This is a genomic window from Chloroflexus sp., from assembly GCF_034431535.1.
Taxonomy (GTDB): domain Bacteria; phylum Chloroflexota; class Chloroflexia; order Chloroflexales; family Chloroflexaceae; genus Chloroflexus.
Window position 1 is genome coordinate 1 of the sequence record NZ_DAOUDC010000038.1, and the last position, 14,761, is coordinate 14,761.

Sequence of the window (14,761 nt, forward strand, 5' to 3'; positions counted from 1 at the left end):
GATCGGGTGAACTGCGGCCAGTGATAGGTATGCTCCAATATGGAGTGCGGCAGTTTCATTGCCGCACCCTGTCATCGCGAGAGCGCCCAGCACCCGCAGCAATCTCCTACTCAAGCGCGAGCCTCCTTGAGATTCGGATAATATAAGCATGCACAACTGGTTCCATTCCGTATCGCAAAGGAGTGCCAATGCGTGACCTGCTTGCCAACCCAGTGCTGACCCGTGAACTGTTTGGCCGGATTCGCGGGCGCAATGCGTGGCTGATTTTGACTAGCTATTTGACCATCATCGGCGCGATCACGCTGCTGATCTACGCCGTTTTCGCCAATTCAGCCAGTATGAATGACCCGAATACTGCGCGTTCGATCGGCAAAGCGATCTTCTTTACCGTGATGACGGCAGCCCTTGTGCAAGTTTGCTTTCTCTCGCCGTCGCTCACCGCCGGCGCCATCGTCGGCGAGAAAGAGCGGCAGACCTACGATCTCTTGCTAGCGTCGCTCTTGTCGCCAGTACAGATTGTGACTGGCAAGCTGGTGTCGGCGATTGCCTTTGCCCTGCTGTTGATCATGGCCTCGCTGCCGATCGCTGGGCTAGCCCTGATCTTCGGCGGTGTTACCGCCCAAGAGGTACTGATCGGGGTGGTGGGGCTGTTGGTGACAGCGGTGAGTTACGCGGCGATCGGGTTGTTTTGGTCAACCGTCATGCGCTCAACGTTGGGGGCAACGGTGATGGCGCAGGGGACGGTGATCGCAATTCTGTTGCTGGTGCCGTTTCTGTTTTTCGTGATTTCGTTGCTGATTGATGCCTTTAACGGCCAACCCACCCCACTTTACGTTTACACCATGGGCGCTTTTCTCTGCCTGCACCCGTTCATTGCGCTCGGCATCACCGCCGGCGCGCTTGAGACGGGCAGCAGCCCGTGGTTGTGGGAAGTGCCGTCATCAGCCGGCAATTTAACGGTGCCATCACCATGGCTCGTCTACGCCTCGATTGCGGTGATCATTGCGGCAGTGTGTTTGTGGTTGGCGATTCGCGGGGTGCAGCCCGACGAAACGGCAGGGTAATCCCCATCATTCGATCCCCTGCATCCAGTGCGCGATGATTGCGGCCACCTCATCCGGCTTTTCCATCGGCAGCATGTGGCCGGCCTCGACCTCAGCCAAGGTAACATGGGGCGCGACCCGGCGGAAACGGCGCCAGACCGAATCGGTGATCAGCTCGGAGCACGTACCGCGAATAATCAAGAGGGGTCGGCGCAAGCGGCGAAGATCGCGCCATGCATCGAGCGGCGATGAGGCAAAGATGTGCGACTCCCACAGTTTCGGCCATGCCAGCGTGTAGCCGTTACCGTGCGGCTTCAGGCCGCCGCTGAGATAACCTTCGAGCGCGGCAGAGGTAAAGTCGGCGAATACGCCGCGCCCTTGCCAACGCTGGCGGGCCTCGTCGATACTAGCGAAATGGTCGCGGCGGCGCAGCGCACCTTGAGCCAGTGGGAAGCGGTAGCCCTGACCGGCTTGGCGCAGCAGCCAAATCAACACCTGTAGGCGCCGGCGAAAGAAGACCGGATCAATCAGCGCCACCGCGCGAAACAACTCAGGCCGTTCAACCGCAGCGTAGAGGGTTAAAATCCCGCCGAGCGAATGGCCGATCCCGATCACCGGCTCGTGAGCGACTACCTGTAGATCGGCGATCAGATCTGCCGCCAGATCGCGCCATGTCCCCCTCGGTTGCGTATCGCCATCGACACGCAACGGACGTGGCCGGTAGCCGAGGATGCGCCCAAACGGCGCCAAACCGGCGGCGAGGGGGACATACGCCTCTGGCGGAAAGCCATTGGCTGGCGCGATATGGATGAGACGGGGGCCGTGGCCCCCGAGCTCGCGATGAGTGGCAGCGGTGTTAAGCGCGATCATCGATGTTAGCAATGCTGGTCAGCGCGATATCCTCAGTGCCGCTTAGTCATCACGCCGCCGCGGGCGCGGGCGATCGGCATCGCGGCGCGGCCCGCGCAATTCTTCGCGCAAACTGCGCGGCTCTTCCCGCTCGCCGCGCGGCTCCTCCCGACCACCACGCGATTCTTCGCGGGGACGGGGGCGGGACGCAGAGCCGGCGGCCTTCCGCTCTTCCGGCGTCTCACCGGTGAGCACCGCCCGCCGGCTGAGACTAATCTTGCCGGTGGTGCGGTCAATGTCGATCACCATCACATTAATCTCGTCACCGAGCGAGACCACATCTTCGACGTTCTCGACCCGCTTGTCGTCAAGCTCTGACACATGCACCATGCCGTCTTTGCCGGGCAAGATATTGACGAACGCACCGAACGGCTTGATGCTCACCACTTTGCCAAGGAAGATATCGCCCACCTTGGCCTCGCGGGTCAGGCCCTCGATCATACTGATCGCCCTCTTGGCCGCCTCGCCGTCGGGCGTGGTGATAAAGACGCGACCGTCGTCTTCGATATCGATCTGGGCACCAGTGGTATCGCAGATGTTGCGGATCGTCTTGCCGCCGGGGCCGATCAGCGCGCCGATCTTCTCGACCGGGATCTGGATGGTCATAATCCGCGGCGCGTAGATCGACAACTCAGGCCGCGGCGCGCTAATCACCGCACTCATCTTATCGAGAATAAAGAGCCGCCCGGCGCGGGCCTGCGCAAACGCCTGCCGCATAATCTCGTAGGTGATCCCGGTGGTCTTGATATCCATCTGCAACCCGGTGACACCCTTCGCGGTACCAGCCACCTTAAAGTCCATATCACCGAGAGCGTCTTCGAGGCCCTGAATATCGGTCAACACACGCCAGCGCCCATCTTCATCGGTAATCAAGCCCATCGCCACACCGGCCACGGGAGCCTTAATCGGCACGCCGGCTTCCATCAGGCTGAGCGACGAACCGCAGACCGACGCCATTGACGACGAACCATTCGACGAGAGCACCTCAGAGACGAGCCGGATCGTGTAGGGAAACTCCTCTTCGCTCGGCAGCACTGCGTACAGCGATCGCTCGGCGAGCGCGCCGTGGCCGATATCGCGGCGGCGCGGCGTACCGAGCCGGCGCACCTCGCCAGTGCTAAACGGCGGGAAGTTATAGTGGTGAATGTAGCGTTTGGTCGTTTCGATGCCGAGATCATCCACCTTCTGCTCATCGCCGGGCGAACCGAGCGTGGTAATCGTGAGCACCTGCGTCTGGCCGCGGGTAAAGACGGCTGACCCGTGGACGCGCGGCACTACGCCGACCTCGATGCTAATCGGGCGGATCTCATCGAGGGCGCGGCCATCAACGCGGATCCCTTCATCGAGGATCGCGTTGCGCACCTCATCCTTAAGCAGCCTCTCGAACGCCTTGCTGACCTCTTTGGTGCGGTTCGGAATCTCTTCCTCCGGCTCATCGGCGGTAAAGTGCGCGATCACCTCAGCCTTCAGCGCCTCAGTCTGCGCCTCGCGCTCCTGCTTAATCGGGCTGCGCACCGCTTGGCGCAAGCGATCACCCATCCACGCGCTAATCGCTTCTTCAAGCGAGGTGTCAACGACCGGCGGGGTGAAGGGGCGCTTAGGCTTGCCGCAAAGCTGCACCAACTGCTCTTGCAGATCGCAAATCTGCTTGCAAACGGTGTGGCCATCGATCACCGCCTGCAACATCTCATCTTCGGTCAACTCATGCGCGCCAGCCTCGACCATCAGCACCGCATCTTTGGTGCCGGCAACGACCAGATCGAGCCGGCTCTGCTCCATCTCGCCCATCTTGGGGTTAACGACCAACTGGCCGTTGAGATGAGCCATCTGCACCGCGCCGACCGGGCCAGCGAAAGGAATATCGCTGATCGACAACGCTGCCGAGGCGGCGATAATCGCCAGCGGGCCGGGGTCGTTCTCCATATCGATCGAGAAGGTGGTGATAATCACCTGCACTTCGTTATAGAACCCCTTGGGGAAGAGGGGGCGCAGCGGGCGGTCGGTCAACCGCGAGATGAGAATCGCAGTGGTAGTGGGGCGGCCTTCGCGTTTGAAGAAATTGCCGGGAATCTTACCTACGGCGTACATCTTCTCTTCGTAATCAACGGTGAGAGGGAAGAAATCGGTGCCTTCCCGCGCCTCTTTGGCGCACACAACGGTGGCCAGCAGCATCGTATCGCCATACCGCGCCACCACCGCGCCATCGGCCTGTTCGGCGAAACGACCGGCTTCAAGGGTCAAGGTACGGCCGGCGATCTCCGCGCTCACGGTGTAAATCTTCCGTTCTGTCATACTTCCTTACAACTCCTGCTTAACCGGGGCGCCGGTGCGCCCCTCTGAAACCATGGTGGCCGCACGACCGCGGCCGGGACGCGGAGTTCGGCACTGGCGTATACACGCGAGCGGCTCACGCGCATGCGCCAATCCCGAACCACCGCGCCAGACGACTGCAAGCAAAGAGCGCCGGGCGGCGAATGCCGCTGGCGCTCTCGTTGACCTTAGCTTACACTGACGGTTGCCCTATCATACTAGCGGCGCAGACCGAGGCGATTGATAACATTGCGGTAGCGTTCGCGATCCTTGGACTGCAGATAGTTGAGCAGCCGCCGCCGCCGCCCGACAAGCTTGAGCAGACCGCGCCGCGAGTGATGGTCATGGATATGGACGCGCAAATGCTCGATCAACTGGTTGATCCGCTCGGTCAAGAGCGCGACCTGAACTTCGGGCGAACCGGTATCAGTCTCGTGGATCTGATAGCCGTTGATAATTTGCGACTTTTCTTCTTTTTCAAGCGCCACGAGCAGTTCCTCCTCGTGTAATCGCGCGCGGGCTGGCGCAGCCCGGCGTTCCTGATATAAGCGTCGCCATTATAGCATAGATCGTTGCGTTTTGCCAACTTATGTCGCGCACACGAGAGCATCTACCTAGCAGATGATGGTAACCGCCCGCCACGCTGATTGCGCAACGGTATGATGGTATCCGCGCTCAGGAACCGGCCACGGGAAAATTTTTACCGCCGAGGGCGCAGGGGGGAAGCGCACGTCGCGGCGTTCCCGGCAGTGAGATGTGCGCTGGCTAAACGCCCGCCACGCCGGTTGCGTGGTGGCGGCGCTGGGCTATTAGCTGCTGAGCCAAAATCACTGAGACCGTTCGCAAGTCGCGGATCATGTCAGGCGACAGGTGGTGTTCATCCAAGAGCATACGTTCCATAAGTACTGTTCTCAGGGACGATCCTACCGCACCATAGCCGTAGGATCATTGTAGCGATAGCCGGTGCAACATGCAATAGGTCAGGTATTGTAAGCCATTGCTGCGACACTAACTCTTCAGAGTTACCCACCCCATCGCCGCAGTACTGGACTGAAAGTGCGGCTACGTTGCTAAGCATAGATTCGGTGCCTGTACGCTGGGTTATTGATTGTGGGAGCCACAACCAGACGGAAAATCATTGAGATGGAAGCTCACCGGGAGTCATCTCATCAAACCTTGACGCCAGTTGTATCTTGTTGTGGCTGTGTTCATACCTTCATCGCCGCGCTCGGCTCGTGAGTCAGCTCCTGCGCGCCGGGGACGATGGTATCCACGCTGAAGAACCGGCCAATGGCGAGATCCGTTCAGGTCTACCAGCACCTGCAACTGGCCCGCCCAATATTAGCGGTAGAATAACTCTTTACAGTAGAACCGTACACACCAGCAATCGGTATGTCACCCAGCCTGCAACACCACCGTTTCCACTTGCGGCGGTAAATGCACCAACACGAAATAGTTGGCCGGATAGAGATAATCCTCTCCTGATTCGTCAATCACCGGCAGCAATTGATGCGCCTCAGCAATCGGATCGGGCAGCACTTGGTACAACTTACGGCGCTCAAGCGCGGCTGGATAATCGGTATTTTCGATGCAGATCGCAAACGTGACCGGTTGGTTCATCATCCATGCACCTCTTCAATCCAGCAAGCACTTGATGTTAATCTCCTTGCGCCCGATCTCCGTCGCTTCATACTAGGGCAATTCAGCACGATGCACTGAACCGTCGGCTAACACAATCGTGGCGATCCTCTTGCGTTTACGCCAGCACGCAGCGCCATAGCGCTTCTGCAACCGCTCGCGTTCGCGAATGCCGGTGTTGCTCGCAATAGGTTCAATGTCATGAATGTCGCTGAGCAAGGTAAAGTGCCTGCGATGATTGGGTCAGGCGCAAGAGATCAACTCAAGCACGTCATCGGCGCTGCCGGCTACAGATAATGATACTGTATCAGGAAGGATCATGTCGAGCATGACCGCAATACAACACGGTGCACCGTACCCGCCGCCCGCCACGCCGGTTGCACGCCGGGGACAATGGTATAAGCTGCTGAACCGACCAAGAGTAGGGTTGTCACACCGGGTATGATAGTACAACAGACCGGTGACATCAAGGCGTTCTTGTGGTTTGGTTTACCGCAGAGGGCACGGAGGAGGCAGAAGAAATAGGCCTCCCTCCGCAGGATATGAACGGCTGCAGGAATAGCCACAAAAAGACGCAAAATACACAAATAAAACACCATACATGTTTGTGCCTTTTGCGTTTCTTTGGAGCTATTTCTGTACCGTATGGAGTGCGACAGTTTGACTGCCGCACTCCATATCTTTCCATACCGCTAAATCTCACGCGGCACACGCGGCAAGATGCCGGTCAACACTTCGTAACTGATTGTGCCCAGCCAGCCAGCGATTTCATCCACCCATATCGCATCATCACCCTGCCCCCCGATGATCGTCACCGTATCGCCGCGCTGTACTCCCGGAATATCAGTGACATCAACCATGATGTAGTCCATGCAGATGCGCCCGACGATGGGGGCGCGACGCCCGCTAATCAGCACCTCGCGCCACGGCGGCGACCGGCGGAGGCCGTCGGCGTAGCCAACCGGGATGGTGGCGATGCGCGCTAGGCGCGGGGTGACGTAGACGCCGCCGTACGAGATCGGTGTTCCGGCGGGGTGGGTGCGCACTTGGGCGACTTCGCTGTAGAAGCTGAGGGCCGGGCGCATGCCGGGCAAGAGCGGCGCATCCGGGCTGGGGGCGAGGCCGTAGCAGGCGAGACCGGGTCGCACCATGTCAAAGCGCGCGGCTGGGAAACGTAACGTGGCGGCGCTGTTGGCAGCATGGACGATTGGCGGACGTAAGCCAGCGCTGGTGATCTCGGTTAGGATGGCTTGAAAGCGGGCCAGTTGTTGGGCGGTTGGCGCAGGATCGGCTTCGTCGGCGCGGGCAAAGTGGGTGTAGAGACCAACCGGCTCGATGCCGGGGCGATCGTGGAGCCGGTGGAGAAACGGGCCTACTTCGGCAGGCGGTAGTCCCAGGCGGGCCATGCCGGTATCGGCTTTGATGTGAACCCGCGCAGGCCGGCCTAGTTCCGCCGCCGCGGCGCTGAGCGTCTGTGCGGTGTCATCGTCAAAGAGCGTGATCATCAGATCAAGCCGGATCGCGTCAGCAGCCTGCCACGGCGGGGTATAGCCTAACACCAGAATCGGCGCGTTGATGCCTTGGGCGCGTAACGTGCGCCCTTCGCCAAGCGTTGCGACAGCCAGCGCTTCCGCTCCGGCAGCTAACGCCGCCCGCGCTACCCGCGCAGCACCGTGACCATACCCATCGCCTTTGAGCACGACCATCAGCGGCACGCCGGCGTGAGCGCGGAGGGCGCGGACGTTATCGGCAATGGCCGATAAGTCGAGATGCACCCACGTCGGGCGGCCCGGATCGCCGATCCGCACGCTGCGCCATGCCGGTTCTTGCCGCACCAGCGAGCGTTCAGGCGGATGATCGGCGGCGAGCAGCGGCGCGATCACCTGTTCGAGCCGTTCACTGGCACCGCCCGACACCAGCACTAGATCGTCATTGCCCCGCTCGGCGGGAAGCACCGCCCGCGCCGCGTCATTGGTGTCCACGACGTGGATGCTCGCCGCTGGATTGGCAAGGCGCGCGGCGTGGGCCATTGTCGCCGCGCCGATTCCCTTAAGCACGAGGTAATCGGCGCTCTGCGCCGCCTGCGCGCCGATTTCGGTCAAGATCGGGGTCGGGTCAATAGCCGGCAGTTCAGTAGGCGTACCCAATACTGCAATCCGTCGCCGCGCCGGCAAAGCGGCCAGTGTTTGCAACGCGGCGCGCATCGCCAACGGCGTGGCATTGAAACTATCGTCGAGGATCGTCTCTCCTTGCGCCCCCGCCAAAGGCCGCAGGCGTCCTGCCGGCGCTTCGAGCTGGGCCAACGCCTGCTGAATCGCCTCCGGCGCCACACCACACACCCGGCCCATTGCTACCGCCGCCAGCGCCGCCGCCACACCGGGAGGGCCAAGCAGCGGGGTGGTGATCGCGAGTTCGCCTTCGCTGCTCTGGGCAATGAACGAGACGCCATCGCGCCGGTAATCAATCGCTGTCGCGCGCAGATCAATCCCGTTCGCGCCGGTGTAGCGGAACGGCTCGGCGGCAATGAGCAGTTGTGCGCCTTGCTCAGCTACCCATGCCGCCATTGCGGGATCGGCAGCTGGCGTGATCACGGCAAGACGGGGCGGAAAAGCAGCCGCAAGCGGGGCAAGATGCTCGCCGGCGAATTCGAGCACCGCATAGCGATCACCGTCGCGCAGGCGGGCGAGCGCAATCGGCAACCCCAACAGCGAATTGAAATTACGCCGGCTTTGAAAAGTAGCGGCCTGCCGGCTCAGCACAGCGGCAATCGCGCGCCGGGCAAGGGTCTTGCCGATCCCGCCGGTCACAGCAATCACAGTGGGCTGCAGCGCGCGCAAGCGGGCACTGGCCCAGCGCAGCAACAACGCCTGCGGATCGGGACAGACGATCACCGTCGCAGCGCCAGCATCGTGGGGAGGGCGGCTGCACAACACCCCCCGCGCACCGGCAGCAATCGCCGCCGGAATATAGTCGTGGCCATCGGCCCGCGCCGTGCGGAGAGCGATAAAACACTCGCCGGCATTGGTCAAACGCGAGTCGTAACTCCAATCGGTGAAGGTATCGGTACACGCCGGGCCGGCTAGCGCGCCGCCGGCGGCAATTAGATCGGCGAGATCAATGGGCATAGCGATGCTCCTGAGGCCAACGAATGCATGTGCCAATATTATTACAAGCCGCTCGCCCGTTTGCCCTTGCGAGCCGCCGCAGCGCAGCAATCCCCCCCCGAGCACGGGAAGGATACCCTGAGCGGTTGGTTCCGCTGAAGCGGGAGATTGCGAGGGCGCGTCTCCGCTTCGTTTATGGCTCAATCAACCTTTGCTATAATACCCGCTATGAGTAATTCATCCGCTACTGCAACTGCAACCCGCACCGGAGTCTCGTGGCTCTGGTTGGTGGTTGCCCTCTTTGCCCACACCGGCTGGGGCGCCTATCCGGTGTTAGCCCGCTATCTCCAGACAATAAGCCACTTGCCGAGTATGGCGATTCTCAGCCTCGGCAACGCGATCGCGCTGCTTGTCTACCTCCCTTTTGCCTACCGCCACGTTGATCGCAAGGTCTGGGTGACGCCGATCATTTGGCTGTTTGCGCTAGTGGTAAGCGTGCGCGCGATGACGAACCTGACTTCGGCGCGCTTTACGCTGGCGATCTATGTGCAACTGATCACGCTGCTCACGCCGTTGATCGTCGCTCTGATGAGCAAGCTCTTCTTCCGTGAGCGGCTGCCGCCATTTACGTTGCCCGCCATCGCGCTCTCGATCGTTGGCTCATTATTGATGATGAGCGGCGATGTCGCCAGCGGTACGGTCTTGCGCTTGACAGCAAGCGATCTGCTTGGCATTGCAATCGCCTTTGTCTCGGCGTGCGCACTGGCGCTCTATATGATACTGGTGCCGCGCGCAACCGGGGTGGGCAAGGTGCGGGCTGAAGCGATGTTGTTGATTCAACTGCTCACGCTGACGGTCACTTGCGGCGCGATGAGTGTGCTCTTGGGCGAGCCATGGCAGCGGTTTGGCGAGATTGGCCCGTACGATTGGGCGGTGTTTGCCGCGTTCGTTGTCTGTGTGTTGTTGGGCGCGAACCTCGGCCAGATTGTGGCCCTGCGCCAACTCGGTGCGCCGCTGGTGAGCAGCACGATGAGTTGGCGGCTGGTGAGTGCGCTGGCGTTGGCTGCCCTGCTGCTTGGCGAGCAGTTGCAGAGTATCTGGCAGGTGCTGGGGGCAGTGATTGTGTTGGTGACGATTACGGTCTATCTGCGCCGGCAGTATCGGGTGTGAGCGGGAAATAGGCCACGGATGTACACGTAGTTTTGGTATAGCAGAGAGCCGCTTATGACGACCACCATCCGCACTTTGTCGGTGACGCCGCTCGATATTCCGCTGCACAGTCCGTTCGGCATTGCCGGCGGCGCGCAAGAGGTGGCCCGCAATCTGTTGGTGATGGTCGAACTAGCGAACGGCATCCGCGGTTATGGGGAAGCGGCCCCCTTCCCGGCATTCAACGGCGAGACGCAGGCCGGCGCGCAGGCGGCGATTGAGTCGGTGCGTTCGGCAGTAGAGGGTGCTGACGTGCGCGAATGGCGGGCCCTTGCGTGCCGGTTGCGCGAGCAGATCGGCAGCTATGGCTCGGCCCGTTGCGCAATCGAGACGGCGGTACTCGATGCGCTCACTCGCCATTACGGGTTGCCGCTGTACGTCTTCTTTGGCGGCACCGGCCATACGCTCGAAACCGATATGACCATCACCACCGGCACGGTCGAAGCGGCGGCGCTGGCTACGCTCGATATTCTTGATCGAGGCATTCGCCAAATCAAGGTCAAGATTGGCGGCAGCGATTTGAGCCACGACTTAGCCCGCATCACGGCTATCCGCGCGATTGCTCCTGACGCACCGTTGATCCTCGATGGCAACGGCGGCTTGACTGCTGAGGCGATGCTCGAATTGCTCGGCGCGTTGCGCTTGCAGCAGATCGTGCCGGCTTTGGTTGAGCAGCCGGTGCCTGCCGATGATTGGGCCGGTATGCGCCAACTGGTGCAGTGGGGCGGCGTTCCCATCGCCGCCGATGAAACGGCTGCCAGCGCGCTGAATGTGTTGCGCATCGCTCACGAGCGAGCGGCGCATGTGATTAACATTAAACTGATGAAGACTGGTGTAGTCGAGGCGCTCGAAATTGCCGCCATTGCCCGCGCTGCCGGGTTAGGGCTGATGATCGGCGGCATGGTTGAGTCGATCCTCACCATGACCATGTCGGCCCACTTCGCCGCCGGTCTAGGCGGCTTCCGCTTCGTCGATCTTGACACGCCCTTCTTCCTTGCCGAGAATCCCTTTGAGGGCGGTTTTAGGCTGTGGGGTGGAACGATTGACCTCAGTCACATCACTGCCGGCCACGGCGTCGAACCGGCGAACCCGTAACGGGTACGTCTCTACAAATTTCCCCTATCTTTCATTGTGCAATTCTGCCATAGCGTTCACCACTGCCAAAGCGTATGCTTGATGTTACATTGACACATCGCATTGATGCCACCTGCGCGTCGCACCGTTGCGGCGGCGGGTGCTTATTGTTTCGGGAGCACGCATGGCAGCACGACTCTTGATTGCTGATGATGAATCGTTGATCCGGATGCACCTGCGTGAGACGTTGCTCGCGCTCGGTTATTTGATCGTTGGTGAAGCGGCGGACGGGCAGCAAGCGGTGGCAATGGCGCGCCAGATGCGGCCTGACTTGGTATTTCTCGATTACAAAATGCCGCATCTTGATGGCTTAGAAGCGGCAACCATCTTGTGCCACGAAGGGTTGGCGCCGGTGATCCTGCTCACAGCCTCGGCGTCGCGGGAATTGGCTGAACGAGCGCGGATGGCCGGCGTCTTTGGCTATTTGACAAAACCCTTCCGCGATGCTGAGTTGATGCCGTTGATTGAGGTGACGCTCGCACGCTGGCAGGTATATCAAGCGCGCCGCAATGAGGTCATCGCATTGCGCGACCGGCTCGAAACCCGCAAGGAGATTGAGCAGGCTAAGGGTGTGCTGATGGATCTGCACGGTCTCAGTGAAGCGGAAGCTTTCCGCCGCATTCAGCAACTGGCGATGCGCAATCGCAAGACGATGCGCGAAGTGGCGCAGGCGATTTTGCTGACCCGCCAGTTGGCAGGTGGATAGGGGCATTTACCGCAGAGAGCGCAGAAGACGCAGAGGAGGGTGGGGGCACAAGCGCGCTTGTATCCCTCCCCACCAAACCCTCTGCGGCTTTGCGTTTCCCAACCTCTGCGCCTTTGCTTCCTCTGCGCCTTCACCTCAATTGCGGTTTGGCAACAAATCCACAGGTCATGGTATCCTGAAGCCGGATCGATCCATTCAGGGAGGAGACCATGCCTGCTGCCTGCCACGCAGTCATTCTGGTTGCCGGCGCCTCTACCCGCACGCGGCCACTGACCGAACATCGTCCTAAGCCATTGATCCCGCTGCTCGGCCAGCCGCTGCTAGCCCATATCCTCGATGAACTGGTTGGGTTGGTGGAACGGGTGACGCTGGTGGTCGGCTATCGAGCCGATCAGATCATCGCCGCATTTGGCGATTCGTATCGCGGGATGGCGCTGCGCTACGTGCATCAAACCGTGATTAACGGTACGGCTGGCGCCTTGCTGGCCGCCGAACCGATTGAAGAACCGTTTTTGTTGCTTTATGGCGATAATTTGATTGACCGCACCGATGTCATTGGCGTGAGCCAGCACCGCTATGCTGTTGCCGGGTTGCGTGTCGCCGATCCGCGTTCGTTTGGCGTGCTCGATGTGCAAGATGGATTGGTGTACCGGATTATCGAGAAGCCGGCCAACCCGCCGGCAGATGCGCTCGCAAACCCCGGCATCTACCATCTTGACGAAGCAGTATTTCCGTTGTTACGCCAAATCATCCCTTCGCCACGCGGCGAACTCGAATTGACCGATTTGATCGCGTTGCTGGCCAATCAGCACCCAGTCGTCTGCCACATCTGCACCGGCCATTGGATTCCAGTCGGCACACCGTGGGAAGCCTTGCTAGCGGCGCGGTTTTTGCTGGCGCGGCTGGCGCAATCGCAGATTGCCCGCACGGCGCGGCTTGATCCGGAGGCGGATATCGAGGGGGTGGTGGTGATTGGCGAGGGCGCGGTGATCGGCCCGCAAGCGAAGATCGTCGGGCCAGCCGTGATCGGCCCGCGGGTGGTGGTCGGGCCGGGGGCATTGATCATCGCGTCGGCGATCGAAGCCGGAGCAACGATTGGCAGTGGGGCAATGATTGGCGGATCGGTGATCGGCAGCGAGGTGATGATTGGCGCTGGCGCGATGATCAGCCATTCGTGGATCGACGACCGGGCGCAAATTGGGCCGCATGCTGTGCTTGCCGCTCGTGAAGATACCAGTGTCCAACCAGTAGCAGTGGTCAACGGCGTGTTGACATTGACCGACATGCGCACCCGCGGCGCGATTGTCGCCGCCGGGGAGGTGGTTACGGCGGGGTAGACGACGCAGGCATCGTCCCCTACACCGGCTAGCCGAACATCTCACCGCCGTGCGGCGCTACCGGGTCGTGTCCGATCACGCCCCGCACGGGGTGCCCCCAAGTGGCCCGGAGCCGCTTGTCCGTGGGATTACGTCGTGTCCGATCACGCCCCGCACGGGGTACCCCTACACTGGTTGGCCGAAGACCTCACCGATAATCTCCTCGATCGGCGGCTCGGCGATGTTGACATCGGCCACCGGTAACTCGGCCAGCAGGCGAGCGCCGATTCGGGTGGTTTCGTGGCGGGCAACCTTCAATTCGACCTCAAGCCCATCGGCGCGTTGCACCTCGCCATAGCGGGCCAACGTCTCGACCGGCACCGGCTCGCTCAACACCAGATGAATGATCTTATGCGGCGCGACCTGCTCGACCATGCTCTGCAAGTTGCCATCGTAGAGCAAGCGTCCGTGATTAATCACAATCACCCGCCGGCAGAGGGCGGTGACGTCGGCCATATAGTGGCTGGTCAGCAACACCGTCGCGCCGTAGCGCCGGTTGTATTCGACGACAAACTCGCGCACGCGGGCCTGCATCGTCACATCGAGGCCGATGGTCGGCTCGTCGAGGAAGAGTACCTTGGGGCGGTGAAGCAAGGCTGCCGCCAATTCGCACTTCATCCGCTCACCTAAACTCAATTTGCGCACCTGCTTATTGAGCAAGTCACCGAGTTCAAGTAGGTCGATCAGCTCATTAAGGGTGCGCCGATACTCGTCAGCGGGCACCTCGAAGATCACCCGATTGACTTCAAAGGTCTCGATCGCCGGCAGATCCCACAGCAGTTGCTGCTTTTGGCCCATCACCAGCGTAATCTGCTTGAGAAACGCGGTCTGACGGTCAAAGGGCGTAAACCCCAGTACCCGCACCTCGCCGGCGGTCGGATGGAGCAGACCAGCCAGCACCTTCAGCGTCGTGGTCTTGCCGGCGCCATTGGGGCCAAGAAACCCGACCATCTCGCCAGAAGCGATCGTGAAGTCAAGCCCGTCCACCGCCTTTACCGTCTCGTACCGCCGGCGCACGAACGCGCGCAGCGAGCCGGCGAGACCAGCCTCTTTGCGATGGACTTGGTAGTATTTGCGCAGGCCGCGCACTTCTATCGACATAGGATACTTTACTTGCTAAACGCAGGGCGACTACAGCTTGCTTTGCTGGTAAGATTGTACTACTCTTTGCGAGCGCAGCAATCTCCTGCCCCCAGCTGTCATTGCGAGCCGCCGCAGGCGGCGAAGCCATCCCCCACGAGCACGGCAGGGATGCCCTGAGCGGTTGCTACCGCTGAAGGAGGAGATTGCTTCGTCGCGCGCCACCCAGCAGAGCTGGGCGCCGCCGCTCCC

Annotated in this window: 12 protein-coding genes; 5 read left to right on the plus strand and 7 right to left on the minus strand. The window is 60.9% G+C overall.

Annotation, left to right across the window (positions count from 1 at the left end):
- Positions 1-188 precede the first annotated feature (188 nt).
- Positions 189-1,064: an ABC transporter permease gene (locus U9R61_RS09580; protein ID WP_322488588.1), complete on the plus strand. Its 876-nt coding sequence runs from the start codon at positions 189-191 to the stop codon at positions 1,062-1,064.
- Between the two features lie 6 nt (positions 1,065-1,070).
- Here the strand turns inward: U9R61_RS09580 and U9R61_RS09585 are convergent, their stop codons facing one another.
- The 6 genes from U9R61_RS09585 to alr form a co-directional block, all read right to left on the minus strand.
- Positions 1,071-1,913 (minus strand): alpha/beta hydrolase, encoded by an 843-nt coding sequence (locus tag U9R61_RS09585; protein ID WP_322488589.1) that lies wholly within the window; start codon positions 1,911-1,913, stop codon positions 1,071-1,073.
- Positions 1,914-1,955: 42 nt separating this feature from the next.
- Complete coding sequence (gene pnp, locus U9R61_RS09590) at positions 1,956-4,244, minus strand: polyribonucleotide nucleotidyltransferase (protein ID WP_322488590.1); 2,289 nt, start codon at positions 4,242-4,244, stop codon at positions 1,956-1,958.
- A 236-nt stretch (positions 4,245-4,480) separates the two neighbouring features.
- Positions 4,481-4,750, minus strand: coding sequence for a 30S ribosomal protein S15 (gene rpsO, locus U9R61_RS09595; protein WP_066791488.1), 270 nt, complete (start codon positions 4,748-4,750; stop codon positions 4,481-4,483).
- Between the two features lie 907 nt (positions 4,751-5,657).
- Positions 5,658-5,885 (minus strand): hypothetical protein, encoded by a 228-nt coding sequence (locus tag U9R61_RS09600; protein ID WP_322488591.1) that lies wholly within the window; start codon positions 5,883-5,885, stop codon positions 5,658-5,660.
- 69 nt (positions 5,886-5,954) lie between these two features.
- Entirely contained in the window at positions 5,955-6,119 is a 165-nt protein-coding gene (locus U9R61_RS09605; RefSeq protein WP_322488592.1) for a hypothetical protein, read from the minus strand.
- A 473-nt stretch (positions 6,120-6,592) separates the two neighbouring features.
- The gene (gene alr, locus U9R61_RS09610) at positions 6,593-9,025 is read right to left on the minus strand and encodes an alanine racemase (RefSeq protein ID WP_322488593.1); all 2,433 of its coding nucleotides are present in this window, start codon (positions 9,023-9,025) and stop codon (positions 6,593-6,595) included.
- A gap of 207 nt (positions 9,026-9,232) precedes the next feature.
- Here alr and U9R61_RS09615 point away from each other — a divergent pair, with 207 nt between their 5' ends.
- The 4 genes from U9R61_RS09615 (at position 9,233) to U9R61_RS09630 (ending at position 13,390) form a co-directional block, all read left to right on the plus strand.
- Complete coding sequence (locus U9R61_RS09615) at positions 9,233-10,174, plus strand: DMT family transporter (RefSeq protein WP_322488594.1); 942 nt, start codon at positions 9,233-9,235, stop codon at positions 10,172-10,174.
- A gap of 54 nt (positions 10,175-10,228) precedes the next feature.
- Positions 10,229-11,308 (plus strand): dipeptide epimerase, encoded by a 1,080-nt coding sequence (locus U9R61_RS09620; RefSeq protein WP_322488595.1) that lies wholly within the window; start codon positions 10,229-10,231, stop codon positions 11,306-11,308.
- Between the two features lie 163 nt (positions 11,309-11,471).
- Positions 11,472-12,053: an ANTAR domain-containing response regulator gene (locus U9R61_RS09625; protein ID WP_322488596.1), complete on the plus strand. Its 582-nt coding sequence runs from the start codon at positions 11,472-11,474 to the stop codon at positions 12,051-12,053.
- A gap of 209 nt (positions 12,054-12,262) precedes the next feature.
- The gene (locus U9R61_RS09630) at positions 12,263-13,390 is read left to right on the plus strand and encodes a sugar phosphate nucleotidyltransferase (RefSeq protein ID WP_322488597.1); all 1,128 of its coding nucleotides are present in this window, start codon (positions 12,263-12,265) and stop codon (positions 13,388-13,390) included.
- Between the two features lie 165 nt (positions 13,391-13,555).
- Here U9R61_RS09630 and U9R61_RS09635 read toward each other — a convergent pair whose 3' ends face one another.
- Positions 13,556-14,530: an ATP-binding cassette domain-containing protein gene (locus U9R61_RS09635; protein WP_322488598.1), complete on the minus strand. Its 975-nt coding sequence runs from the start codon at positions 14,528-14,530 to the stop codon at positions 13,556-13,558.
- Positions 14,531-14,761 lie beyond the last annotated feature (231 nt).

Bases quoted from the DNA above. Each gene is read 5' to 3' on its own strand.
- alr (WP_322488593.1), bottom strand. From the start codon at position 9,025: ATGCCCATTGATCTCGCCGATCTAATTGCCGCCGGCGGCGCGCTAGCC.
- U9R61_RS09630 (WP_322488597.1), top strand. From the start codon at position 12,263: ATGCCTGCTGCCTGCCACGCAGTCATTCTGGTTGCCGGCGCCTCTACC.
- U9R61_RS09620 (WP_322488595.1), top strand. From the start codon at position 10,229: ATGACGACCACCATCCGCACTTTGTCGGTGACGCCGCTCGATATTCCG.
- pnp (WP_322488590.1), bottom strand. From the start codon at position 4,244: ATGACAGAACGGAAGATTTACACCGTGAGCGCGGAGATCGCCGGCCGT.
- U9R61_RS09635 (WP_322488598.1), bottom strand. From the start codon at position 14,530: ATGTCGATAGAAGTGCGCGGCCTGCGCAAATACTACCAAGTCCATCGC.
- U9R61_RS09585 (WP_322488589.1), bottom strand. From the start codon at position 1,913: ATGATCGCGCTTAACACCGCTGCCACTCATCGCGAGCTCGGGGGCCAC.
- U9R61_RS09625 (WP_322488596.1), top strand. From the start codon at position 11,472: ATGGCAGCACGACTCTTGATTGCTGATGATGAATCGTTGATCCGGATG.
- U9R61_RS09615 (WP_322488594.1), top strand. From the start codon at position 9,233: ATGAGTAATTCATCCGCTACTGCAACTGCAACCCGCACCGGAGTCTCG.
- U9R61_RS09600 (WP_322488591.1), bottom strand. From the start codon at position 5,885: ATGATGAACCAACCGGTCACGTTTGCGATCTGCATCGAAAATACCGAT.
- U9R61_RS09580 (WP_322488588.1), top strand. From the start codon at position 189: ATGCGTGACCTGCTTGCCAACCCAGTGCTGACCCGTGAACTGTTTGGC.